The sequence below is a fragment of the Collinsella aerofaciens genome (assembly GCF_015560135.1).
Lineage (GTDB): Bacteria > Actinomycetota > Coriobacteriia > Coriobacteriales > Coriobacteriaceae > Collinsella > Collinsella aerofaciens_AN.
Genome location: NZ_JADMRH010000014.1, coordinates 33,036 through 52,543, shown reverse-complemented (window position 1 = coordinate 52,543; position 19,508 = coordinate 33,036). Strand labels below are relative to the sequence as shown.

Here is a 19,508-nt window from a genome sequence, read left to right as displayed (position 1 = left end):
GAGACTGCCTTTATCGAGCGGGCGTGGACGTCGAGGCCGACGAAGGTGGTAGTATCGAGCATGGGAGCCCCTTCCATGAATGCGGCGTGGCCGCCGCGGCTGAATTAGACACTCACCATTGTCGGCCTAATCCGCGGTCTTTCATGCAGCAGGGGCTCTCAATGTTTTTATGTCCTGCTCATATCGTCTCTGCCGGCACCTGGGGACAGTCCTTATGTCAAGAGATTGGTGCAGGAGGGATAGGTTGCCTTTCGCCGATCTAAATAAGTTGCGGTGAGATAGTTCTTGAATTGGCCTTTTTGGGGCTAAACAGGAACTATCTCACCGCAACTGCGTTGAGCTTTTTGGCAGCTGGTTTACTTGCTCGCGAAGAGCCAGATCAGGATGATTACCAGAATCACGGCGACAATGCAGACGATGGCGCCGGTGAATTTGATGCGTGAGTCGCGGGTACGCTCGCGCACCGCGTCCTCGGTGGCCTCGAGCTGGGCGACTTCTCGCTCGGTCTCGGCCTGTTCGGCTTTGTCTCGGGCCAAGGACCCTGCAAGCGACTCAGTGATCTCTGGGTGGTCGTGTACCTCGGTCGCCTGTTCGATAATCGACTGCGCATGCGCGGCATCTGCTTGGGCGTTGGCGATGCTCTGCTCTTGGTCGCGGCGTGCCTTGTCCTCGGCAGCGATCTTCTCGCGCAGTTCGCGCTGGCGCGTCGCGGCGGCAGTCTTCGCCGTCTGCAGCTCGTCGCGCGCGGCATCAGCCTCAGTCGTCACGGCTTGGTGCGCGCGTTTGGCTTCGGCAATGGGGGCTTGAGCCTGCTCGACAGCCTGCTCGGCTGCGGCAAGCGAGTGCTCAAGGTCGGCGGTGATGCGCGGGACATCTTCTTCGGCTTTACGCAGGGCATCTGCCGTGTCGGAGATCTGCATCGAGAGCTCGCTGGTGCGCACCGTATAGTTGGCGGGATTTGCCGAGGGATTGCGTTGCAGCTCGGCATACTCATGACGCAGCGTCTCGAGCTGGGCGCGCGTGGCGTCGACGGTTTGTTGTGCGGCGGCAATGCCGGCGTCTCGCTCGGCCTTCACCTTGTCGCGGATGCGCTTGGAATCCTCAAGACGTCGAATGAGGCGGTTGCCGGTCTCGCGCGAGCTCGCCTCGCGGGCCTCCACGGCATCGAGCGCGGCCTTCAGCCGGAGCTCAGTCGCGTCATCCTCTGTCTTCATTTGTTCGAACTGACTCTTGAGCTCTGTCGCTTTGGCGGCGTGGGCATCACGGTCAATCTCGGCGGCCGCTGCAGTCTTTTGGGCCGTGGCAATCGCCTGGCGCTGGTCGGCGACGATCTGGTCGTAGCGGCCTGCGATATCCTGGCGCGTCTCGAGTTCCTCGGCCTGATCGGCAATGCGCTGCTCAAGTTCGGTCAGATGGGCGCGGGCATCGGCAAGTGCCTTTTTCGCGGCGTTCATCTCGCGCATGGCCGAGGCGCCCTGGGCGATAAAGGTGCCCACGGCGTTCGCAGTGTTCGAGACAGCGGTCCCCAGATCGCGGCTCGCGGCGGGGGAGTGCAGGGCGGTCGGGCGAGCGGTGTCGGCAGCGTCCGCATCGGCAGCCTGCGGCGCGGCGATATTGCCGGTACCGCCCTCGACCACAGAAAAGCCTGCTGCGTGCGGGTCGACCGCATCGGCGCCAATCGTGGGGTGCTCGAGCTGCAGAAACGAGGGCATGGTGCTGCCCTGGTCGGCAACCGGAGTCTCGCCGGGTACAAAGGTCGAGGCCGCCTCGGCAGCCTCCTCTTCCTCGGCGTCAACGTCAGCGTCGGCCACGGCGTCTTTCATCGCTTTGACGGCATCCATCATGGAGTCCATGACGGCGTCGAGCTCTTCTTCCGAAGACACCTCGATAGGGCCCGCAGCTTGCGGAGCGGCATCCTGTACGGGGTCGTCGTCCTGAGCGGGCGCATCGTCGTTTTGCTCGCCTGCATCTTCGGCGCCAGGGGTTTCCGCCGTAGCGCTTTCGTCCAAGATGGGGTCGTCGAGGTCAATATCATCGCAGGTCACAGCATCAGCATCTGCGGTGACGTCTGCGGAATCATCAATATGCTGTTGAGTCTGGGGGTCCAGCTCGTCTGTCATAGGTATGTGCTCCTCATCGTTGTTTGTCATCCTATGATAAAGTCTCGCGCCGACTTTCCGCGCGCCGCAGCAAAGTTTCAAAACGTGTTCGATGGTTCGCGTCGATAGCAAAAACTCGGCCACTCTATCCAATTTTTACTTGACATTCCCTTCGCCGAAAGACGTTGCGCCGTTCGCCTGCCATGGGCTTTATTTTTCACTTGAACCCGTTAAAGTTGCATTTCAGCTTTTGGCGCGTTTATTTGGATGCGCGCAGTCGGCGGGTGCGCCCGTCGCGATTTGAAAGGACTTTATATGGGACTTTTCACTGGTAAGACCGTGATCGTCACCGGCGGCGGCAAGGCCACGCTTAAGGACGGCTCCGCTGGCTCCATCGGTTACGGCATCGATATCGCTTTTGCAAAGGAGGGCGCGAACCTCGTTATCACCGGCCGCAACGTCGCCAAGCTCGAGGCCGCCAAGGAGTCCCTCGAGGCCGAGTACGGTGTCAAGGTTCTGCCTGTTCAGGCCGATGTTTCGGCTGGTCAGGACAACGAGGCTGTCGTCCAGAACGTTATCGACAAGGCCATTGAGGAGTTCGGCCGCATCGACGCCGTCGTCAACAATGCTCAGGCCAGCGCCTCGGGTGTGACCATCGCCGACCATACCATGGATCAGTTTAACCTAGCCATTTATTCCGGTCTGTATGCCACCTATCTGTACATGCAGAAGGCCTATCCGCACCTGAAGGAGACCAAGGGCTCCGTGGTCAACTTTGCCTCGGGCGCCGGCCTGTTTGGCAACTATGGTCAGTGCAGCTATGCCGCCGCCAAGGAGGGCATCCGTGGTCTGACTCGCGTTGCCGCCAACGAGTGGGGCAAGGACGGCATCAACGTCAACATCGTGTGCCCGCTTGCTTGGACCGCTGCGCTCGAGAACTTCCAGGATGCTTATCCCGAGGCGTTTAAGGCCAACGTCCACATGCCGCCAGCGGGTCACTACGGCGACGTCGAGAAGGAAATCGGCCGCGTGGTCGTTCAGCTCTGCGGTCCCGACTTTAAGTACATGAACGGCGAGACCGTCACCCTCGAGGGTGGCATGGGCCAGCGGCCGTAGGGTTACGCGGTTTTTCCAAACCGCGTAACGGCTCGACGCTGCGCGGTCACCAGGGCGACAACTTGTCATTCAAAGAGGGCGGCATGACCAGAAGGTCTATGCCGCCCTCTTTTCATGACAATTTGTTCGCCCTGGCGACCGCTCGCTGACGTCGCCAGAGCATCGGCGTTGCCTTGGCTGTTGGAGATGATCTCGTAGTCGTTGGGGACGTTCTTAAATGACTAGTCATAAGGGACACTCTTGCCGGCACTTGGGGACAGTCCCTAAGTGCCGGCAGATTGGGACACTCCTTTGCAAGATGGCGCTGAAGATTGTCCTCGACGACTAGTCGTTTAATGCATCAGTTTCTGTCGAGTCGGTGCGGTTTGCTGGTTGCCCGTATAATGGTTTGCGTATGAACCGCAACCAAGGAGTTCCAGTTTATGGACCAGAGCCTTTTTAAATTCGACCTGATCGCCGAGGACCCGACGACGCATGCGCGTGCCGGCGTGCTGCACACCCCGCACGGCGACATCGAGACGCCGATCTTCATGCCCGTGGGCACCAAGGCAAACGTCAAGGGCATTCCTACCGAGACCGTTAAACAGCTCGGCGCCCAGATCGTGCTTGCCAATACTTATCACCTGTCCATGCGTCCCGGCGAGGACACCATCGCCGAGCTGGGCGGGCTGCACAAGTTTATGAACTGGCATGGCCCCATTCTTACCGACTCGGGCGGCTTCCAAGTGTTCAGCCACAACGACGCCGTCAAGCTCACCGACGAGGGTGTGCGCTTTATCGTCAACGATTACGACGGTCGCCACGTGTTCTGGACGCCCGAGGACAACATGGAAATCGCCATGAAACTCGGCTCCGACATCTGCATGCAGCTCGACCAGTGCCCGGGCTATCCCGCCACGCGCGCCTACGTTGAGCGCGCCGTGGAGCTGTCGAGCATGTGGGCCGAGCGCTGCTATAAGGCGCATACCCGCGACGACCAGGCACTCTTTGGCATCGTCCAGGGTGGCATGCACCTGGACCTGCGCCTGCGCTCGCTGCGCCATCTGGAGGAGTGCGGCGACTTCCCGGGCTACGGCATCGGCGGCTACTCGGTGGGCGAGGACCACGAGACCATGTTCGAGACGCTGGCGCCGCTGGCTTCCGAGTACATGCCCAAGCACAAGCCGCGCTACCTGATGGGTGTCGGCAACCCCACCACCCTCGTGCGCGGCGTGGGCGTGGGCATCGACATGTTCGACTGCGTGCTGCCGACGCGCACCGGCCGCATGGGCACGGCGTTCTCCAGCGAGGGTCGCCTTAACTTCCGCAACGCGCGCTTTGCGCACGACGACGGCCCCATCGACCCTACCTGCACCTGCCCGGTGTGCACGGGCGGCTACAGCCGCGCGCTCATCCGTCACATGGTCACGCAGAAGGAGATGCTCGGCGGCATTCTGCTTTCGATGCACAACATCTACTACCTGCTCAACCTTATGCAGCGTGCCCGCCAGGCCATTATCGAGGGCCGCTACGGCGCGTTTGTGAGCGACTGGATGAACAGCCCTGCGGCGGTGGATTACTAAGGGCGACAGACACGCTTGCAGAGCGTGGGCAATGGCAAAGGCTGAGCGGCAACCGCTCGTCACATTTGCTGACACCGGCTGCGCGACCGCTGACCGATAGCTTGCAAGCACTTGATGCATCGTGGGTACCATACCGAATAGTTGATGTTCGGGCGGGTGTTTGGCGCATGGCGTCGACCCCGCCCGCTTTTCTTTTTCTCGATAGGAGTACCCATGATTAAGAATGAGAACGTCGAGGGCGAGCCTGCCTACGACGAGACGTACCGCCGCGGCCCCGTGGTCATGCGCGGCCCCATGATTCCTAAGGACAACACCTACGCCAACCTGCTGGCGCCCGAGGAGTCGACCGACTGGCTGCATGCCGATCCGTGGCGCGTACTGCGCATCCAGGCCGAGTTTGTCGATGGTTTTGGCGCGCTGGCCGAGCTCGGACCCGCAGTGACCATCTTCGGCAGCGCCCGCACGCCCAAGACGGACCCGGCCTACAAGGCGGCGCGCACCGTCGGCCGTAAGATTGCTCAGCGCGGCGTGGCGGTTATCACCGGTGGCGGCCCCGGCATCATGGAAGCGGCCAACAGGGGAGCGGCGAGTGTCAACGGCAAGTCAGTTGGCCTGGGCATTGAATTGCCGCACGAGCAGGGGCTCAACAAATATGTGAACCTCGGTATGGACTTCCGCTACTTCTTTGTGCGCAAGACCATGTTCGTCAAATACAGCTCGGGTGCCATTGTGTTTCCCGGTGGTTTTGGTACGCTCGACGAGATGTTCGAGGTGCTCACGCTGGTGCAAACGCACAAGGTCAAGCGCATGCCGCTTGTGCTGGTAGGCAGCGAGTACTGGCAGGGCCTATTCGACTGGCTTAACGGTCCGGTGCTGGACGCCGGTATGATCAGCCCGCTCGATCCCGAGCTCGTGCATATCACCGACGACCTCAACGAAGCCGTCGACATCGCCCTGAGCGGGCTGATGTAGGGCGCTGTGACTGTTGTTATAGTAATGTGAACGGCATACTGATGCTATTTAACATCAGTATGCCATCAAAACGGGGTATACTGATGCAAAAGACGAGGCGAGGAGGTCGCGTATGTCTACTGCAACGGTTAAGCCTACGACGGTTCGCATCGAAGAGGGGCTCAAGGAACAGGCGACTGAGTTCTTGGATTCGGTCGGCCTCAGCCTCAATTCCTATCTCAATCTTGCCGTTCGGCAGCTTGTAAATCAGCGAAAGATTCCTTTTGAGATTGTAGGAAGGGCGGAGGTGCCCAACGAGGCGACGAGGCGTGCCATGGTGATCGCCGAGGCTCATGAGTTGGGGATTTTGCCGGACGATAGCCCGTCATTCAACAACGCTGATGAGCTTATGTCATTCCTCGATGAGGAATAGCGATGCTCGAGATTAAAGTCGAGGCTCAATTTAGGGCGGACTACAAACGAACGATGCGCATGCATCCGCAGCTAAAGAGTGAGTTTAAGGCGGCAGTCGCAGAGCTTGCAGCTCACGGCTCGCTTCCCGCGGAATATGGCGCCCATGAGCTTTCAAACCCGGGCGGAAACTACAACGGCCACATCGATTTCCACCTATCCGATGGCTTGGTCGACGTGGTCGTTCTCTACTTACCGCATAAGACTAATCCTGTGATCCGGCTGGTCAGAATGGGCTCGCATGAGGAGCTGTTCCAGGGCCCGCAGGGCTGATTGCCGATTTCTAAGTTGCGGTGGAATAGGGATTGATTGACGGCTAATAAGTCAAAAACAGTCCCTATTTCACCGCAACTGCTGGGGGTACCCCGTTCGTCGCCGCGGCCTCCGGTTCCACTTTTCGCTGAATTTCGCTCAAAAGCTCGGCTGCGACTTCGCTGCTTTTGAAACGAATGCTGCAGTCTTCTTTCTTTGGGAAAGCCAGCAACGGAATAGCTCCGTACCAGACAGTTTCCTCGTCAATCACTGATGCGCACAGGCGTCCTTCGGCTTTGATGAGATAGTTGACGTTCATCTCGGCAAAAATCGCTTTCACGTCATCGCGTGGAGTTGAAGCAATAGAAATCTCAAGGGCAATTCCACGGGTAGCGGCATCCGCGAGTGCAGCGGCGAGCTTTTCAAGGCATGCGGCGGACGCGTAGGGTGCGGCAATAAAAATGCTTTTCGATGCGTTCTCGATGTCATTCACTAAAGCCTCCACGGCTCTTGCCGACCTAACGAGGATGTTTCGATCGTCCTGTCTGTTGTCGTTTGCCGCAAAGACTTCATACCCCAGCTTGGCGTAGGTCTTGAGCCTCTTTTGGTACATGCGCGCGAACATGGGTATCGACAGGTCAACATAGTCGAATATCTCAACCCGCTGTTTGCCCTCGTGGCTTCTGTGTAGCCTACCTGCCTGCTGCGTTATGCTGCCGTCCCAAGATATTGGAGTGGCAATGAGCAAAGTGTCAAGGTAAGACAGGTCGAAGCCCTCGCCCAGAAGACTTTCAGTTGCGACGATGATTCGATGATCATGCTCAAAGCTGGGAAGACTCTTCAGTATTGCTTTTCTTTCTTTGGCGTCGATTTCTCCGGTTAAGAGTATGGGTTCGTGTCCACGGCTTTGAAGTAGCCTGCATAGCTCTTCGGCATGCTTTTTTCTTTTAGATAGCACAAGCGGATGCCGGCCGTTTGATGCGGCCTCGAGGGCGTCCTCGATAATTGCTTCGTTTCTCGCGGCGTGTACACACAGGAGATCGAGAATTTGGTTAAAGGATGCTCCTGGTCCGTAGGTGGGTAATCGAATTCCGGTGAAACGCGGTCTAACAATGCGCTGAATCCCCTGTTGGATTGCTTGCGTTTTTGGATCGACGACATAGCGAACCGGGCCGCAGAGCATCGAGAGTGCCCGCGTGAGTCCGTCCGAACGCTCGGGCGTTGCGGAAAGGCCATATACATATTTGGCAGGAGCGGACTTGAGGACAAGCTCAAGCTGTGGCGCGGCCGCATGGTGGCATTCGTCACAGATGATGAGACTGTAATCGCGAACGAACTCCTTGGCTAATGACTCGCCGGTTTGGGGATCCTTGCCGGATAGCGACTGGAATGAAGCAATGTCGATGAGACGGCTTATGGCGGTCTTGCCTCCTCCGATTTGCCCAATGAGCGGAGGCTGTCTTTTGCTGATTCGTCCCTTTGGGGTTCGGACGGGCTCTCTGTTGTCCGTGATGTCGAGAAATCGTTCGAGTTGGGATTTCCATTGGGCAATGAGCGCAGTTTTAGGAACGATGACGAGCGTTGGAAGACCAATGGCAGCAATAAGATAAGCTCCGATGACGGTTTTGCCGAACCCCGTCGGTGCGGACATGATCCCGTCTTCATAGCTGAGCATCTGTTCAGCGACAATTTGCTGTTCAGGGCGAAGAGTCCCTTTAAATGCCATCGCAATTGGATGGCTCGACTTGCGTTTGTCTGAATAGTGGGCAGAAACGCCGGCTTCTTGAAGCAGCCGCTCAAGTTGAACCTTGCAGCCTCTGGGAATCGCGACGTAGCCATCTCTAAGTTCGCTGAGGTCTATGAACCGCGGTTTGCCGAATACCGATTGATGCATAGATTGTGCGCGGAAGAATTCTGGGTTGGCAAATGTTGCAAGCCTGCGGACTTCCATTTGAGCTGCGGGACTCAGAGATTTTTCGGGGATATAGAGCATATCGGTCTGCGTGACGGACAGCGATGACGGGAAGTCCCGCGGTGTGAGCGGAAGCCGCTTTCGCAGTCTCTGGGAATGTGGCACACCGGTGTTTGCCGCCGCAACAGCTGCTATTCCATGTGACCTATTTTCGATGCTCTCGATCAGATTTTGCACCGTCACGCGCGGGATTAACTGGATTTGCGAAAGGTAAAGCCATTGGTCGGGAAAGGGCTCGAATCGTTCGTCAACAAATACGCTGTTTCCTTCCCGCTGCGCTTTTCCCTGAAAGGGCAGCGCAATGAGATTTCCAAAGCCGCCTTCAGGAATGGTGGACTGCGCGGGTATCATTCGGTCAAAGGCTTCGAAGGTGATTGTCTTGTTGAGTGCCGCTGCTTCGGCGATAAGGCAGCTACCGAAATCTCGTGCTGTCTTTGCGTTTATAGGTTCTAGGAAGAAAAACCAGATATGCGCGCCGTTGCCTGACCTTGATCGCTCGACCGCAGCGTTAATTCCATGGTTTTTTACGACAAGCCTGATAGCGTTTGTCGCTTCTTTCCAATCGGCTTTGTCAAAATCAATGACAAGGACATTTGTGTTGCAGTCTTTGTCGAGAACATATTGACCTATGACGTCCCGGAGCCTGTCGTCGCTGCCTTTGAAATGGGCGATAATGGCGGCATCGTTCAGCTCAAGGAATGTGCGGCTGCGACATTCAGCGCATTTAATTCTGTGATGGTTTGCTTTGGGGCAAATGCCTGGCTTCCACTCATTTGCGCAGGCGGGTGTATAGCCGATGCCCCCGTCTTTTCTGCGATACCCGTGAGCGTGCACATCTTTGCGGCCGGTAAAAAGATTGCGAAAGAGCTCGAGTTTGTCGCGCGCTGGGCTCGCGCTGGTAACGATGCCCTCGGTCTGTGCACGTTCGCCGAAAGATTTGCCGGCTTTGTCCCATTCTTCGAGTGTTGCGTAACGGATGTCTGGACCGTTGCTACAGATTACGATCTGCTTACGCGGATCTGAAGCGTGGACAACCGTTTTATTGAGTTTGAATAAGGCGTTCCCGAAAAGGGCGTATTGATGCACGGCGTTGCTCATTTGAATGCCATTCTTGTCAGCGTTCATTGGGATGAGGGTACGTCATTTCAGCTTTATGAGATATGCGACTTCGATTTTGGTTCGGTAATAGTGGGGTACCGATCCGTGAGTGGCAATTAGCCGGTGCCAAAACGTGCGGCGGCTGTTGTTAAAGGTGTTTTGGCGGCTATGGGGCGTGTTGGCGGCGTGGGGAGGGGTCCTCGAATGACTCCGTGGTCAAATAACGTCAAATATGAGTACTGTTGTTAATGTAGTCTCATAACATTTGGTAAGAATAGAATACCAATTCCACATTATTCTATATATCTAACCCACTAAACACGGAATTTTGAGCCTTGGCAAGACGTGGAATTGATCGAAATGATCAATTCCGGCGAGATTTTGCTGCTACTAATTTGGTGGCGGTACTCATATTTGCCATTTTTTGTCCAGTGGGTACCGCGAGGGGCCTGTTCGACTGGCTCAACGGCCCGGTGATGGATGCCGGCATGATCAGCCCACTCGATCCAGACCTTGTCCACATCACCGACGACCTCAACGAAGCCGTCGACATCGCCCTGAGCGGGCTGATGTAGGGTAGGTAAAATGGGACGGGGCTAAAAGACTGGTCTGAAACGTTTGATACCAGTCTTTTTAGCCCCGTCCCAAATGAACTGCTTCTAAGTTGCGGTGGAATAGGGATTGATTGGCGGCTAATAAGCCAAAAACAGTCCCTATTCCACCGCAACTGATGTGGGCGTCCCTAGTGAGTTGGCTGGTAGCGGGGGCAGTAGCTGATGGCGATGGCGTCGACGCCTACGTGGGTGGCGATGGTGCAGCCGATGGGGCCGGTGCCGGCGTCTACGTAATCCTGACCCGCGAGTGCCTCGTTGACAAGCTCCTGCTCCTCGGCGGCGCCGGTCGTGAGCACGCGCACGCTGGAGCCCGGATACTCGGCCAAAAATGCGAGGCAATCGGCCATGGTGTTGGTAACGATGCGCTTGGCACCGCGGCCCTTTTTTATGGCCTTGATCTCGCCCGATTTCCACTCCGGCGAAACGGCCAGGCGAATGTTGAGCATTTGCGTGAGCTGGCCGGCGAGCTTGGGCGCGCGGCCGTTCTTAACGAGATTCTCGAGCGTGCGGGGAATCAGCAGCAGGTGGGCGTCGGGCAGCGTCGCGCGGATCTGCGCCTCGGTCTCGTCCAGGCTGCGGCCGTCCTCGCGCATGGCCAGCGCGTACTCCACCAGCAGGCCCTCGGCGCCCGAGCCGGTGCGCGAGTCGATGCAGCGCACGTCGAGCTCGTGCGTCTCGGCCGTCAGGCTGGCGTTGGCGTAGCAGGCGGACCACTCGCTGCACAGCGAGATAAAGATGGCGCTATCGTGGCCGTCGGCGCGCACGCGGTCAAAGAGTTCCTTGAACTCGCCGGCACTCGGCTGCGAGGTGTGCGGCAGCTGCTCGGAGCCGGCCATGCGGGCGACGTACTCTTGGGCGGTAATCTGCACCTGGTCGAGCAGGTCCTCGCCCTCGATAATCACATGCAGCGGAATCACGTAAATGCCGAGCTCTTGGGCGCGGGCGGGGGAGATGTCCGACGTGGAGTCGGTTATGATGGCAAAAGACATAATTGCACCTTTCGTTGGGGCGCGACGGCGCCGCCTTCTGAGAGCAAAGTGCGACAAGTATAGTGGAGTCGTTCCACATTTCTAGGTTCAATTGTTGAATAGTCAACAGTTTGAAGTGTCGGTGTGGAAATCGTCAACTGGGGAAGAGGGATGCCGATGGAGGCGCTGGAGATATGCAAACGGCCGGTCGTGCTGTTTGATTTTGATGGCACGGTGGCCGATACGGGTCGGGCGGTGATGACCTCGACGCGCAAGACGCTGGCTGCACGCGGGTTTTCGGAGGCGCAGATGGGTGACCTGCGTCGCATGATCGGGCCGCCCCTGTGGAAGAGTTTTCACGACTTTTATGGCTTCTCCCGCGAGGAGTCGCTTGTGGTGACCGACGAGTACCGCGCCTTTTTTGACGAGCTGGGACCGGAGGAGTATCCCGTGTTTGACGGGATCCCCGAGCTGCTGGATGGGTTGGTCGCCCAGGGCAAGCGCTTGGCCGTGGCGACGTCGCGCATGGAGGCAAAGTGCGTTGACATGGTGGGAGAGCTGGGACTTTCTCAGTTTGAGGCGGTGGTTGGCATGAATCCGCCGCAGGGGCGCGAGACCAAGGCCGATTCGGTCCGCGACGCGTTGGCGGCCTTGGGTGCGGCCGCGGGCGATGCCGTGATGATCGGCGATCGCTTTAACGACGTCGAGGGCGCGCACGCGATGAGCGTGCCGTGCATTGGTATCTATTCGGGCGCGGCGGCGCCGGGCGAGCACGAGGCGGCGGGTGCCGATGCAGTGGTGCACTCGGTGGCCGAGCTTGCTAAACTTTTCGCTATATAGGTATTTGATGTGAGGGGCGGGCACGCTCGCCGCTCATTGGTAAGGAGGTCGTCCATGAATCAGGTGGAGCAGAGCGTTGCCGAGTATGTCGACGAGGTCTGGGAGGATGTCGTCGCCGATATCGAGCAGCTGGTGAGTTATCCGTCCGTGGCAGTTTCTGCCGATGCGGAGCCCGGCGCGCCGTTTGGCCGCCCGGTCCGTGACGCGCTCGATTGCGCGCTCGGCATCGCGCAGAAGCTCGGCTATCAGACGAGCGACGACGAGGGCTATGTGGGAATCGCCGATATCCCGGGCCGCGGCGACAAACAGCTCGCGACTATCTGCCACGTGGACGTGGTTCCCGCCGGCCCTGGCTGGAACACCGACCCGTTCACCATGGAGCGCCGCGAGGGCTGGCTGCTCGGTCGCGGCGTGATTGACGACAAGGGCCCGGCGGTATTGTCACTCTACGCCGGCGCCTACTTGCTCAAGCACGGCATTGTTCCGCGCTACACCTTCCGCGCGCTGCTGGGCTGCGATGAGGAAGTGGGCATGTCCGACGTTCACCATTATCTGGAGAACAACGCAGACCCCGACTTTTTGTTTACGCCCGATGCCGAGTTCCCGGTCTGCAATGCTGAGAAGGGCCAGTTTGGGGCGACGTTCGTGAGCCCCAAGATCGACGGCGGGCGCATTGTGTCCTGGAGCGGTGCCGAGGCGAGCAACGCCATTCCGTCGCAGTCTATCTGCGAGCTCGCGATTGCCGCCGATGAGCTGCCGGCGCCGGTCGAGAACGCCGACCGCCTTGAGATCACGACACTCGATAACGGGCATGCGCAGATTTTCGCCCACGGTATTGGCGGTCACGCCTCGATGCCCGAGGGAACGATCAATGCCGTCGGCCTTATCGTGGCGTATCTGCGCGAGGCCGAGGACGCGTTTGGTGCCCGTGGCGAGCGCCTGCTGACGCCTGCCGAGCACGAGTGTGTCAAGTTTTTGGCTTTTGTGCATGCGGACGCCTATGGCCGCGGCCTGGGCATCGACGCGACGAGCCCCGCGTTTGGCCCGCTCACCTGCAACCCCGGCGTCATCCGTGTGGCGGATGGCCACATCGAGCAGGTCATTGACGTGCGTTTCCCCGATAGCACCAGTGCCGATACCATCTGCGAGCAGCTCGAGCCGCTCGTGGGCCGCTTTGGTGTGACGTGTCGCGTGGGTCGTGCCAAGGTGCCGTTCTCAGTCTCTGCCGACGATCCGGCCGTGAAGGCGCTTATCGATACCTACAACGAGTTTACGGGCAAGCATGCCGAGCCCTTTGCCATGGGCGGCGGCACGTACGCGCGCAACTTTGCCCGCGCCGTATCGTTTGGCCCCGAGGAGACCGGCCTGGAGCTGCCCGCATGGGGCGGCCAGATGCACGGCCCCAACGAGTGCGCCAATGAGGAACAGCTTAAACAGGCGCTCAAGATCTACATCGTGGCCATCCTGCGCTTGAATGAGCTAGAGCTGTAGGGCTTCCCCAGGCACCCGACCTTGCCCCTCAAACCGTCGCTTGCGTACCAAAGTACGCGGCGCTCCTCTTTCGGGGCAATCTCGGGCACCTGGAAAACCCCTATATCCTGCTTGGATACAAACTTGCATAACGAGCCCGGTGCTTCGGCCCGGGCTTTTTCTGTTGTGGTGGGATAGCCGTTGGGGACGTTCCTCTGGTGTAAAAGGCGGGCCATGCTTGGCGGCGGGTTTGTTATTCGTTTGTAAAGCCGAGTCGCGCTTGCGGTAAGGGTCTATCAGATGCCCGTAAAAAACCGCAGTTGGCGCGGGCACTGCCCGATCGAGGCCGTATCTTTCCAAACAGCAAAGCGGGCAGGGTGCCCGCGAATCGCATGTATGAAAGGAAGATCATGCTCGATCAGGCTTATTCTCGTCGTCAGTTCCTCGGCCTCGCTGGTGGTCTTGCCAGCATCGTCGGTCTCGGTCTCGTTGGGTGCGGCGGCTCCGGCGCATCCGATGCCGCCGACAAGGGTAGCGCCGCTGCTGCCGAGTCCGTCTCCGGCGAGGTGACCTACGACGGTGCCTCTTCGTTCCAGGCTCTCGTCGAGGCCGCTGCCGAGAAGTTCATGGACGCCAACCCCGATGTCTCCGTCTCCGGCTCGGGTAACGGTTCGGGCAAGGGCCTGACCGCTGTCGCCGCCGGCACCGTCACCATCGGTAACTCCGACGTCTTCGCCGAGACCAAGCTCGAGGCCGACCAGGTCAAGAACCTCGTCGACCACGAGGTCGCCGTCGTGGGCATGGGCCCCGTCGTTTCCAAGAACGTGACGGTCGACGATCTGTCCCTCGAGCAGCTCAAGGGCATCTTCTCTGGCCAGATCACCAACTGGAAGGAGGTCGGCGGCGACGACGCCAAGATCGTCGTCCTCAACCGCAAGGCCGGCTCCGGCACCCGCGCCACCTTCGAGGCCGCCGTCTTTGGCGACGAGGCCGTCGACTTTAAGGGCGACGCCGAGCTCGACAAGTCCGGCGACGTCCAGACTCAGATGGGCAGCACCGATAACGCCATCTCCTACCTCGACTTCTCGCACTTCGATGACTCCAAGTTCAACGCCATCAAGGTCGAGGGCGTCGAGCCCAAGAGCAAGAATGTCACTGATGACTCCTTCAAGATCTGGGCTACCGAGCACATGTACTGCTCCAAGGACGCCGACGAGGCCACCAAGGCCTTCCTGGAGTTCATGCTTTCCGACGACGTCCAGGGCAAGCTCGTCGAGGAGCAGGGCTTCATCCCCGTCTCTGCCATGAAGGTCGTCAAGGACGCCAGCGGCAAGGTCTCTGCTAAATAAGTAATCGCCCCGGAAAGGTTTGCAATGGCAAAACAGCTGCCAAAGCGCGACCTTGAGAACGTGGGCCTGGGCGTCACGGGCGCGTGCGTAGCGCTCGTGACGCTTGTCGTTGCCGCGCTCATCTTTATGGTCGCCCAAAAGGGCCTCTCGGCTTTTGTCAAGGACGGCGTCTCGGTCGTCGAGTTTTTCACCGGCACCAAGTGGGACCTGGCCAACACAGCCGAAAACGGTCTGCCTTACACCGGCGCCCTGCCCCTGATTGTCACCTCGTTTGCGGTCATGGTGCTCTCCACGCTCATCGCGCTGCCCATCGCCATCGGCTCCGCCATCTTTGCGGTCGAGATCCAACCCAAATTTGGTTCCAAGGTCTTTCAGCCGCTTATCGAGCTTTTGACCGGCATTCCCTCGGTCGTCTTTGGACTGATTGGCTTTCACGTGGTCGTCGGCCTTATGAAGAGCGTTTTCCACGTGAGCACGGGTCTGGGCATCTTGCCCGGCGCCATCGTGCTGGCCGTCATGATCCTGCCGACCATGACCACGCTTTCGGTCGATGGCCTGCGTGCCGTGCCCGATAGCTACCGTCAGGGCTCGCTCGCGCTGGGCTACACCCGCTGGCAGACCATCTGGCACGTGGTGCTCAAGTCCGCAATGCCGTCGCTCATGACCGCGGTCATCCTTGGCATGACCCGCGCCTTTGGCGAAACGCTCGCCGTACGCATGGTTATCGGCGGCATCGAGGCCATGCCGACGTCGCTGCTGTCGCCGGCCTCGACCATCACCACCACGCTCACCACGTCCATGGCGGTCTATGCCGAGGGTTCGGCCCAGGACGATGTTCTGTGGGCGCTCGGCCTGCTGTTGATGGGCATGAGCCTCATCTTCATCCTGATCATCCATCTCATTGGCCGCAAGGGGGCGAAGGCTCGTGGCTAGCACGCGCATCCATATCGACGAGGCGAGACTCGGGCGTGTCCAAAAGCAGGACCGCATTGCCACGGGCGTGCTGACGGCGATCGTCGCCATCGTCATGCTCATCGTCGTCTCCATGGTGGCCTATATCCTGTTCGAGGGCATCTCGACGCTGTTCCAGCCGGGATTTCTCACGCAGCCCGCGCGCGCCAACGGAACCCAGGGCGGCGTGCTCTACCAGCTGTTCGACTCGTTCTATCTGTTGCTGATCACTCTGGTCATCTCGGTACCCATCAGCCTGGGCGGAGCGGTCTTCCTGGTTGAGTACGCGCCGAACGGCCCTATCCGCGACATCGCTTCCACCGCCATCGAGACGCTGTCCTCGCTGCCTTCGATCGTCGTCGGCATGTTCGGCTTTCTGGTGTTCTCGGTGCAGCTGGGCTGGAAGTACTCCATCATCTCCGGCGCCGTCGCGCTCACCATGTTCAATATCCCCATTCTGGTGCGCGTGATTCAGCAGGCGCTCGAGGACGTGCCACAGGCCCAGCGCGATGCATGCCTGGCCATGGGCCTTACCCGCTGGGAGGCCACGCTGCACATCCTGATTCCCGAGGCCATGCCCGCCATCGTGACCGGCATCGTGCTTTCGGCCGGCCGCGTCTTTGGCGAGGCCGCGGCGCTGCTCTTTACCTCGGGCATGAGCTCGCCGGTGCGTCTGAACTTCTTGAGCTTTAACCTGTCGAGCCCCACCTGCGCCTGGAACGTGTTCCGCTCCGGTGAGTCGCTCGCCGTGCACATCTACAAGATCTATGGCGAGGGCAGCCCCGAGGCCCAGCAGATCGTTTGGGGCACCGCGGCGCTGCTGATGATTTGCGTGCTGCTGTTTAACGTAGTCGCCCGTATCGTGGGCAAACAACTGGCAAGGAAGATGACGGCCGAATGAGCGAGATAAATGCAACGCCCGCAACTGAGGCGGCATCGTCCGAGACCCAGGACTTTTTGTCGAGCGTGGGGGAGAGCGAGAAGCGCGTGCGCGCGAGCGGCAAGGCCGTGAGCGACGAGGTCGTGCTCTCCACCAAGGACGTCAACGTGTACTATGGCGACCACCATGCACTGCACAATACGTCGCTCGACTTTCACAAGGGCGAGATCACGGCGCTCATCGGGCCTTCGGGCTGCGGTAAGTCGACCTTCTTGCGTAGCCTCAACCTCATGAATCGCGAGATTCGCGGCTGCCGCGTGGAGGGCGAGATCAACTATCGCGGGCGCAACGTGAACACCAAGACCGAAAACACCTACGAGCTGCGCCGTTCCATTGGCATGGTGTTCCAGCAGCCCAACCCGTTCCGCAAGTCCATTCGCGACAACATCACGTTTGCGCCTAAGCGCCACGGCATCACCGACCGCGACGAGCTCGACCGCATGGTCGAGGAAAGCCTGCGCGGCGCGGCGCTTTGGGACGAGGTCAAAGACAAGCTCGACAAGAGCGCCTACGCGCTTTCGGGCGGCCAGCAGCAGCGTCTGTGCATCGCGCGCACGCTGGCGCTCAACCCCGACGTGATTCTGTTCGACGAGCCCTGCTCGGCGCTCGACCCCATCTCGACGCTGGCGATCGAGGACCTCATGTCATCGATCGTGGCCGACCGCGCCATCGTTATCGTGACGCACAACATGGAGCAGGCGTCGCGCGTGTCCAACCGCACGGCGTTCTTCTACATGGGCGATATGGTCGAGTACGACGAGACTGACGAGATTTTCCAACGGCCCAAGGATAAGCGGCTGAATGATTACCTCACCGGCATGTTCTCCTAGTCCGGGACATGCTTGAGGCCCGCGGCGGCCACGGTTGCCACGGGACTGATTGGAGAGGCGGGTCATCTCTTTTGGGAGATGGCCCGCCTTTTTGTGTCGTGTGCGGCCCGCCTTTTCGCTGCTATTATGGACAACGTTGAATTTCTACGAAGGAGCAGGGCATATGGCGATTCTTTTGGGATGCGATTCCGTCAGCCTAGAGTTTCCCACCAAGCATATTTTCGATAGCGTGACGCTCGGCGTGGGCGAGGGCGACCGTATTGGTATTGTCGGTAAAAACGGCGACGGCAAGTCGACGCTGCTGAGCGTGCTCGCCGGCACGCTGGAGCCCGACGACGGCCGCGTGACGCATCGTCGCGGCACCACGATCGGCCTGCTCGGCCAAAAGGACCAGCTTGTCGACACCGACACCGTGCACCATGCCGTCGTGGGCGACACGCCCGAGTATGAGTGGGCGTCGAGCCCCCGCACGCGCCAGATCCTCGCCGGTCTCATTAGCGATGTGCCCTGGGAGGGCACGGTGGGCGAGCTTTCGGGTGGCCAGCGCCGCCGCGTGGACCTCGCGCGCCTGTTGATCGGCGACTACGACGTGCTCATGCTCGACGAGCCCACTAACCATCTGGACATGCGCACCATCAACTGGCTTGCACGCCATCTTAAGGCTCGCTGGCAGCGCGGTCAGGGCGCCATGCTCGTGGTCACGCACGATCGCTGGTTCTTGGACGAGGTCTGCACCAGCATGTGGGAGGTCCACGACGGCCAGGTCGATCCCTTCGAGGGCGGCTACTCCGCATATATCCTGCAGCGCGTGGAGCGCGACCGCATGGCCGCGGTTACCGAGGAACGCCGTCGCAACATGGCGCGCAAGGAGCTCGCGTGGCTGAGCCGCGGCGCCCAGGCGCGTTCCACCAAGCCCAAGTTTCGCGTTGATGCCGCTCGCGAGCTGATCGCCGACGTGCCGCCCGTGCGTGACGAGCTGGAGCTCAAGCGCCTCGCCGTGAGCCGCCTGGGCAAGCAGGTTATCGATGTGGTCGACGTGGACGCCGGCTATGCGGATACCGATGGCGCGCCCAAGCAGGTGCTCTCTGACGTGACCTGGCTCATTGGTGCGGGCGACCGCTATGGCCTGCTGGGCGAGAACGGTGCCGGCAAGTCGACGCTGCTCGACGTGATCCAGGGCAAGATTGAACCCACGCGCGGCCGCGTGAAGATTGGCCAGACAGTGCGCTTTGGCGTGCTGTCGCAGCAGCTCGAGGAGCTCGAACCCTACATGGGCGACACGATCCGCGAGGTGCTCGGCAACTATAAGAAGTACTACGTCATCGACGGCAAGGAGACTTCGCCCGAGAAGCTCTGCGAGCGTCTGGGCTTTACGACGCAGCAGCTCTGGAGCCGCATCGGCGATCTTTCGGGCGGCCAGCGCCGTCGCCTGTCGCTGTTGCTGACGATTCTGGACGAGCCCAACGTGCTCATCCTGGACGAGCCGGGCAACGACCTGGATACCGACATGCTCGCGATTGTCGAGGACCTGCTGGACGGCTGGCCCGGCACGCTGATCCTGGTGACACACGATCGCTTTTTGATGGAGCGCGTGACCGACCAACAGTGGGCACTGCTCGATGGCCATCTGACGCATATGCCCGGCGGCGTGGACCAGTACCTGCGCCTGTGCAACGCTACCGCCGAGGGCGAGCCCGTGGGCGCGCCGAGCGCTAAGACCGGCACGTTCGACACCGGTGCGGCGGCTGCTGCCGACAAGCCCAAGTCGAGCGGTCAGCCCAACGGCCTTTCCAACGCCGAGCGTCAGAAGCTCCGCCGCGAGGTGAGCTCGCTCGAGCGCAAGATGGAGACGCAGCGCGCCCGCGTGGAGGAGGCCGAGGCCGCCATGGCCCAGGTCGATCCCACCAACTACACGGCGCTCGGCGAGCAGCAGGCAAAGATCGACGAGGCTCACGCCGCCATGGACGAGCTGGGGATGGCGTGGCTCGAGGCGAGCGAAAAGCTCGAGGGCGAGGAGTAGGCGAG

Annotated in this window: 16 protein-coding genes; 13 read left to right on the top strand and 3 right to left on the bottom strand. The window is 60.0% G+C overall.

Annotated features, from left to right (window positions below; genetic code table 11):
• Positions 1-356: 356 nt before the first annotated feature.
• Positions 357-2,120 (bottom strand): coiled-coil domain-containing protein, encoded by a 1,764-nt coding sequence (locus I2H19_RS06970; protein WP_195622158.1) that lies wholly within the window; start codon positions 2,118-2,120, stop codon positions 357-359.
• A 294-nt stretch (positions 2,121-2,414) separates the two neighbouring features.
• On the opposite strand from I2H19_RS06970, the gene I2H19_RS06965 reads away from it, so the two are divergent.
• The 5 genes from I2H19_RS06965 (at position 2,415) to I2H19_RS06945 (ending at position 6,472) form a co-directional block, all read left to right on the top strand.
• Entirely contained in the window at positions 2,415-3,215 is an 801-nt protein-coding gene (locus tag I2H19_RS06965; protein ID WP_006235414.1) for an SDR family NAD(P)-dependent oxidoreductase, read from the top strand.
• Positions 3,216-3,637: 422 nt separating this feature from the next.
• On the top strand, positions 3,638-4,777 hold the full coding sequence (gene tgt, locus I2H19_RS06960) for a tRNA guanosine(34) transglycosylase Tgt (RefSeq protein ID WP_195622157.1): 1,140 nt from the start codon (positions 3,638-3,640) through the stop codon (positions 4,775-4,777).
• A 213-nt stretch (positions 4,778-4,990) separates the two neighbouring features.
• Positions 4,991-5,749, top strand: a complete 759-nt coding sequence (locus tag I2H19_RS06955; RefSeq protein WP_195622156.1) for an LOG family protein — start codon at positions 4,991-4,993, stop codon at positions 5,747-5,749.
• Between the two features lie 112 nt (positions 5,750-5,861).
• The gene (locus tag I2H19_RS06950; protein WP_022093815.1) at positions 5,862-6,161 is read left to right on the top strand and encodes a type II toxin-antitoxin system RelB/DinJ family antitoxin; all 300 of its coding nucleotides are present in this window, start codon (positions 5,862-5,864) and stop codon (positions 6,159-6,161) included.
• Between the two features lie 2 nt (positions 6,162-6,163).
• Positions 6,164-6,472, top strand: coding sequence for a type II toxin-antitoxin system RelE/ParE family toxin (locus I2H19_RS06945; protein WP_195622155.1), 309 nt, complete (start codon positions 6,164-6,166; stop codon positions 6,470-6,472).
• A gap of 64 nt (positions 6,473-6,536) precedes the next feature.
• On the opposite strand, the gene I2H19_RS06940 is transcribed toward I2H19_RS06945, so the two are convergent.
• Entirely contained in the window at positions 6,537-9,521 is a 2,985-nt protein-coding gene (locus tag I2H19_RS06940) for a TOTE conflict system archaeo-eukaryotic primase domain-containing protein (RefSeq protein ID WP_195622154.1), read from the bottom strand.
• A gap of 335 nt (positions 9,522-9,856) precedes the next feature.
• Here I2H19_RS06940 and I2H19_RS09965 point away from each other — a divergent pair, with 335 nt between their 5' ends.
• Entirely contained in the window at positions 9,857-10,096 is a 240-nt protein-coding gene (locus I2H19_RS09965) for a hypothetical protein (protein ID WP_199409509.1), read from the top strand.
• A gap of 167 nt (positions 10,097-10,263) precedes the next feature.
• On the opposite strand, the gene I2H19_RS06930 is transcribed toward I2H19_RS09965, so the two are convergent.
• The gene (locus tag I2H19_RS06930) at positions 10,264-11,124 is read right to left on the bottom strand and encodes a DegV family protein (RefSeq protein WP_138112862.1); all 861 of its coding nucleotides are present in this window, start codon (positions 11,122-11,124) and stop codon (positions 10,264-10,266) included.
• 156 nt (positions 11,125-11,280) lie between these two features.
• Here I2H19_RS06930 and I2H19_RS06925 point away from each other — a divergent pair, with 156 nt between their 5' ends.
• From I2H19_RS06925 to I2H19_RS06895, 7 genes are all read left to right on the top strand, one after another.
• Complete coding sequence (locus tag I2H19_RS06925; protein WP_229089828.1) at positions 11,281-11,943, top strand: HAD hydrolase-like protein; 663 nt, start codon at positions 11,281-11,283, stop codon at positions 11,941-11,943.
• 54 nt (positions 11,944-11,997) lie between these two features.
• Positions 11,998-13,434 carry a M20 family metallopeptidase gene (locus I2H19_RS06920; protein ID WP_195622150.1) on the top strand — a complete coding sequence of 479 codons (1,437 nt, stop codon included), beginning with the start codon at positions 11,998-12,000 and terminating at the stop codon, positions 13,432-13,434.
• Positions 13,435-13,823: 389 nt separating this feature from the next.
• A complete protein-coding gene (locus tag I2H19_RS06915; protein WP_195622148.1) occupies positions 13,824-14,762 on the top strand; it encodes a phosphate ABC transporter substrate-binding protein in 939 nt (312 codons plus the stop codon).
• 24 nt (positions 14,763-14,786) lie between these two features.
• Positions 14,787-15,695, top strand: coding sequence for a phosphate ABC transporter permease subunit PstC (pstC, locus tag I2H19_RS06910; protein ID WP_117735562.1), 909 nt, complete (start codon positions 14,787-14,789; stop codon positions 15,693-15,695).
• The gene (gene pstA, locus I2H19_RS06905) at positions 15,688-16,614 is read left to right on the top strand and encodes a phosphate ABC transporter permease PstA (RefSeq protein ID WP_195622146.1); all 927 of its coding nucleotides are present in this window, start codon (positions 15,688-15,690) and stop codon (positions 16,612-16,614) included. The genes pstC and pstA overlap by 8 nt, the downstream gene beginning before the upstream one ends.
• Complete coding sequence (gene pstB, locus I2H19_RS06900) at positions 16,611-17,483, top strand: phosphate ABC transporter ATP-binding protein PstB (RefSeq protein WP_199409513.1); 873 nt, start codon at positions 16,611-16,613, stop codon at positions 17,481-17,483. Before pstA ends, pstB begins: the two co-directional genes overlap by 4 nt.
• Before the next feature lie 163 nt (positions 17,484-17,646).
• Complete coding sequence (locus I2H19_RS06895; RefSeq protein WP_195622144.1) at positions 17,647-19,503, top strand: ABC-F family ATP-binding cassette domain-containing protein; 1,857 nt, start codon at positions 17,647-17,649, stop codon at positions 19,501-19,503.
• The last annotated feature ends 5 nt before the right edge of the window (positions 19,504-19,508 follow it).

Excerpts from the sequence above, each read along its gene's own strand:
- I2H19_RS06970 (WP_195622158.1), bottom strand. The coding sequence starts at position 2,120 with ATGACAGACGAGCTGGACCCCCAGACTCAACAGCATATTGATGATTCC.
- I2H19_RS06965 (WP_006235414.1), top strand. The coding sequence starts at position 2,415 with ATGGGACTTTTCACTGGTAAGACCGTGATCGTCACCGGCGGCGGCAAG.
- tgt (WP_195622157.1), top strand. The coding sequence starts at position 3,638 with ATGGACCAGAGCCTTTTTAAATTCGACCTGATCGCCGAGGACCCGACG.
- I2H19_RS06955 (WP_195622156.1), top strand. The coding sequence starts at position 4,991 with ATGATTAAGAATGAGAACGTCGAGGGCGAGCCTGCCTACGACGAGACG.
- I2H19_RS06950 (WP_022093815.1), top strand. The coding sequence starts at position 5,862 with ATGTCTACTGCAACGGTTAAGCCTACGACGGTTCGCATCGAAGAGGGG.
- I2H19_RS06945 (WP_195622155.1), top strand. The coding sequence starts at position 6,164 with ATGCTCGAGATTAAAGTCGAGGCTCAATTTAGGGCGGACTACAAACGA.
- I2H19_RS06940 (WP_195622154.1), bottom strand. The coding sequence starts at position 9,521 with ATGAGCAACGCCGTGCATCAATACGCCCTTTTCGGGAACGCCTTATTC.
- I2H19_RS06930 (WP_138112862.1), bottom strand. The coding sequence starts at position 11,124 with ATGTCTTTTGCCATCATAACCGACTCCACGTCGGACATCTCCCCCGCC.
- I2H19_RS06925 (WP_229089828.1), top strand. The coding sequence starts at position 11,281 with ATGGAGGCGCTGGAGATATGCAAACGGCCGGTCGTGCTGTTTGATTTT.
- I2H19_RS06920 (WP_195622150.1), top strand. The coding sequence starts at position 11,998 with ATGAATCAGGTGGAGCAGAGCGTTGCCGAGTATGTCGACGAGGTCTGG.
- I2H19_RS06915 (WP_195622148.1), top strand. The coding sequence starts at position 13,824 with ATGCTCGATCAGGCTTATTCTCGTCGTCAGTTCCTCGGCCTCGCTGGT.
- pstC (WP_117735562.1), top strand. The coding sequence starts at position 14,787 with ATGGCAAAACAGCTGCCAAAGCGCGACCTTGAGAACGTGGGCCTGGGC.
- pstB (WP_199409513.1), top strand. The coding sequence starts at position 16,611 with ATGAGCGAGATAAATGCAACGCCCGCAACTGAGGCGGCATCGTCCGAG.
- I2H19_RS06895 (WP_195622144.1), top strand. The coding sequence starts at position 17,647 with ATGGCGATTCTTTTGGGATGCGATTCCGTCAGCCTAGAGTTTCCCACC.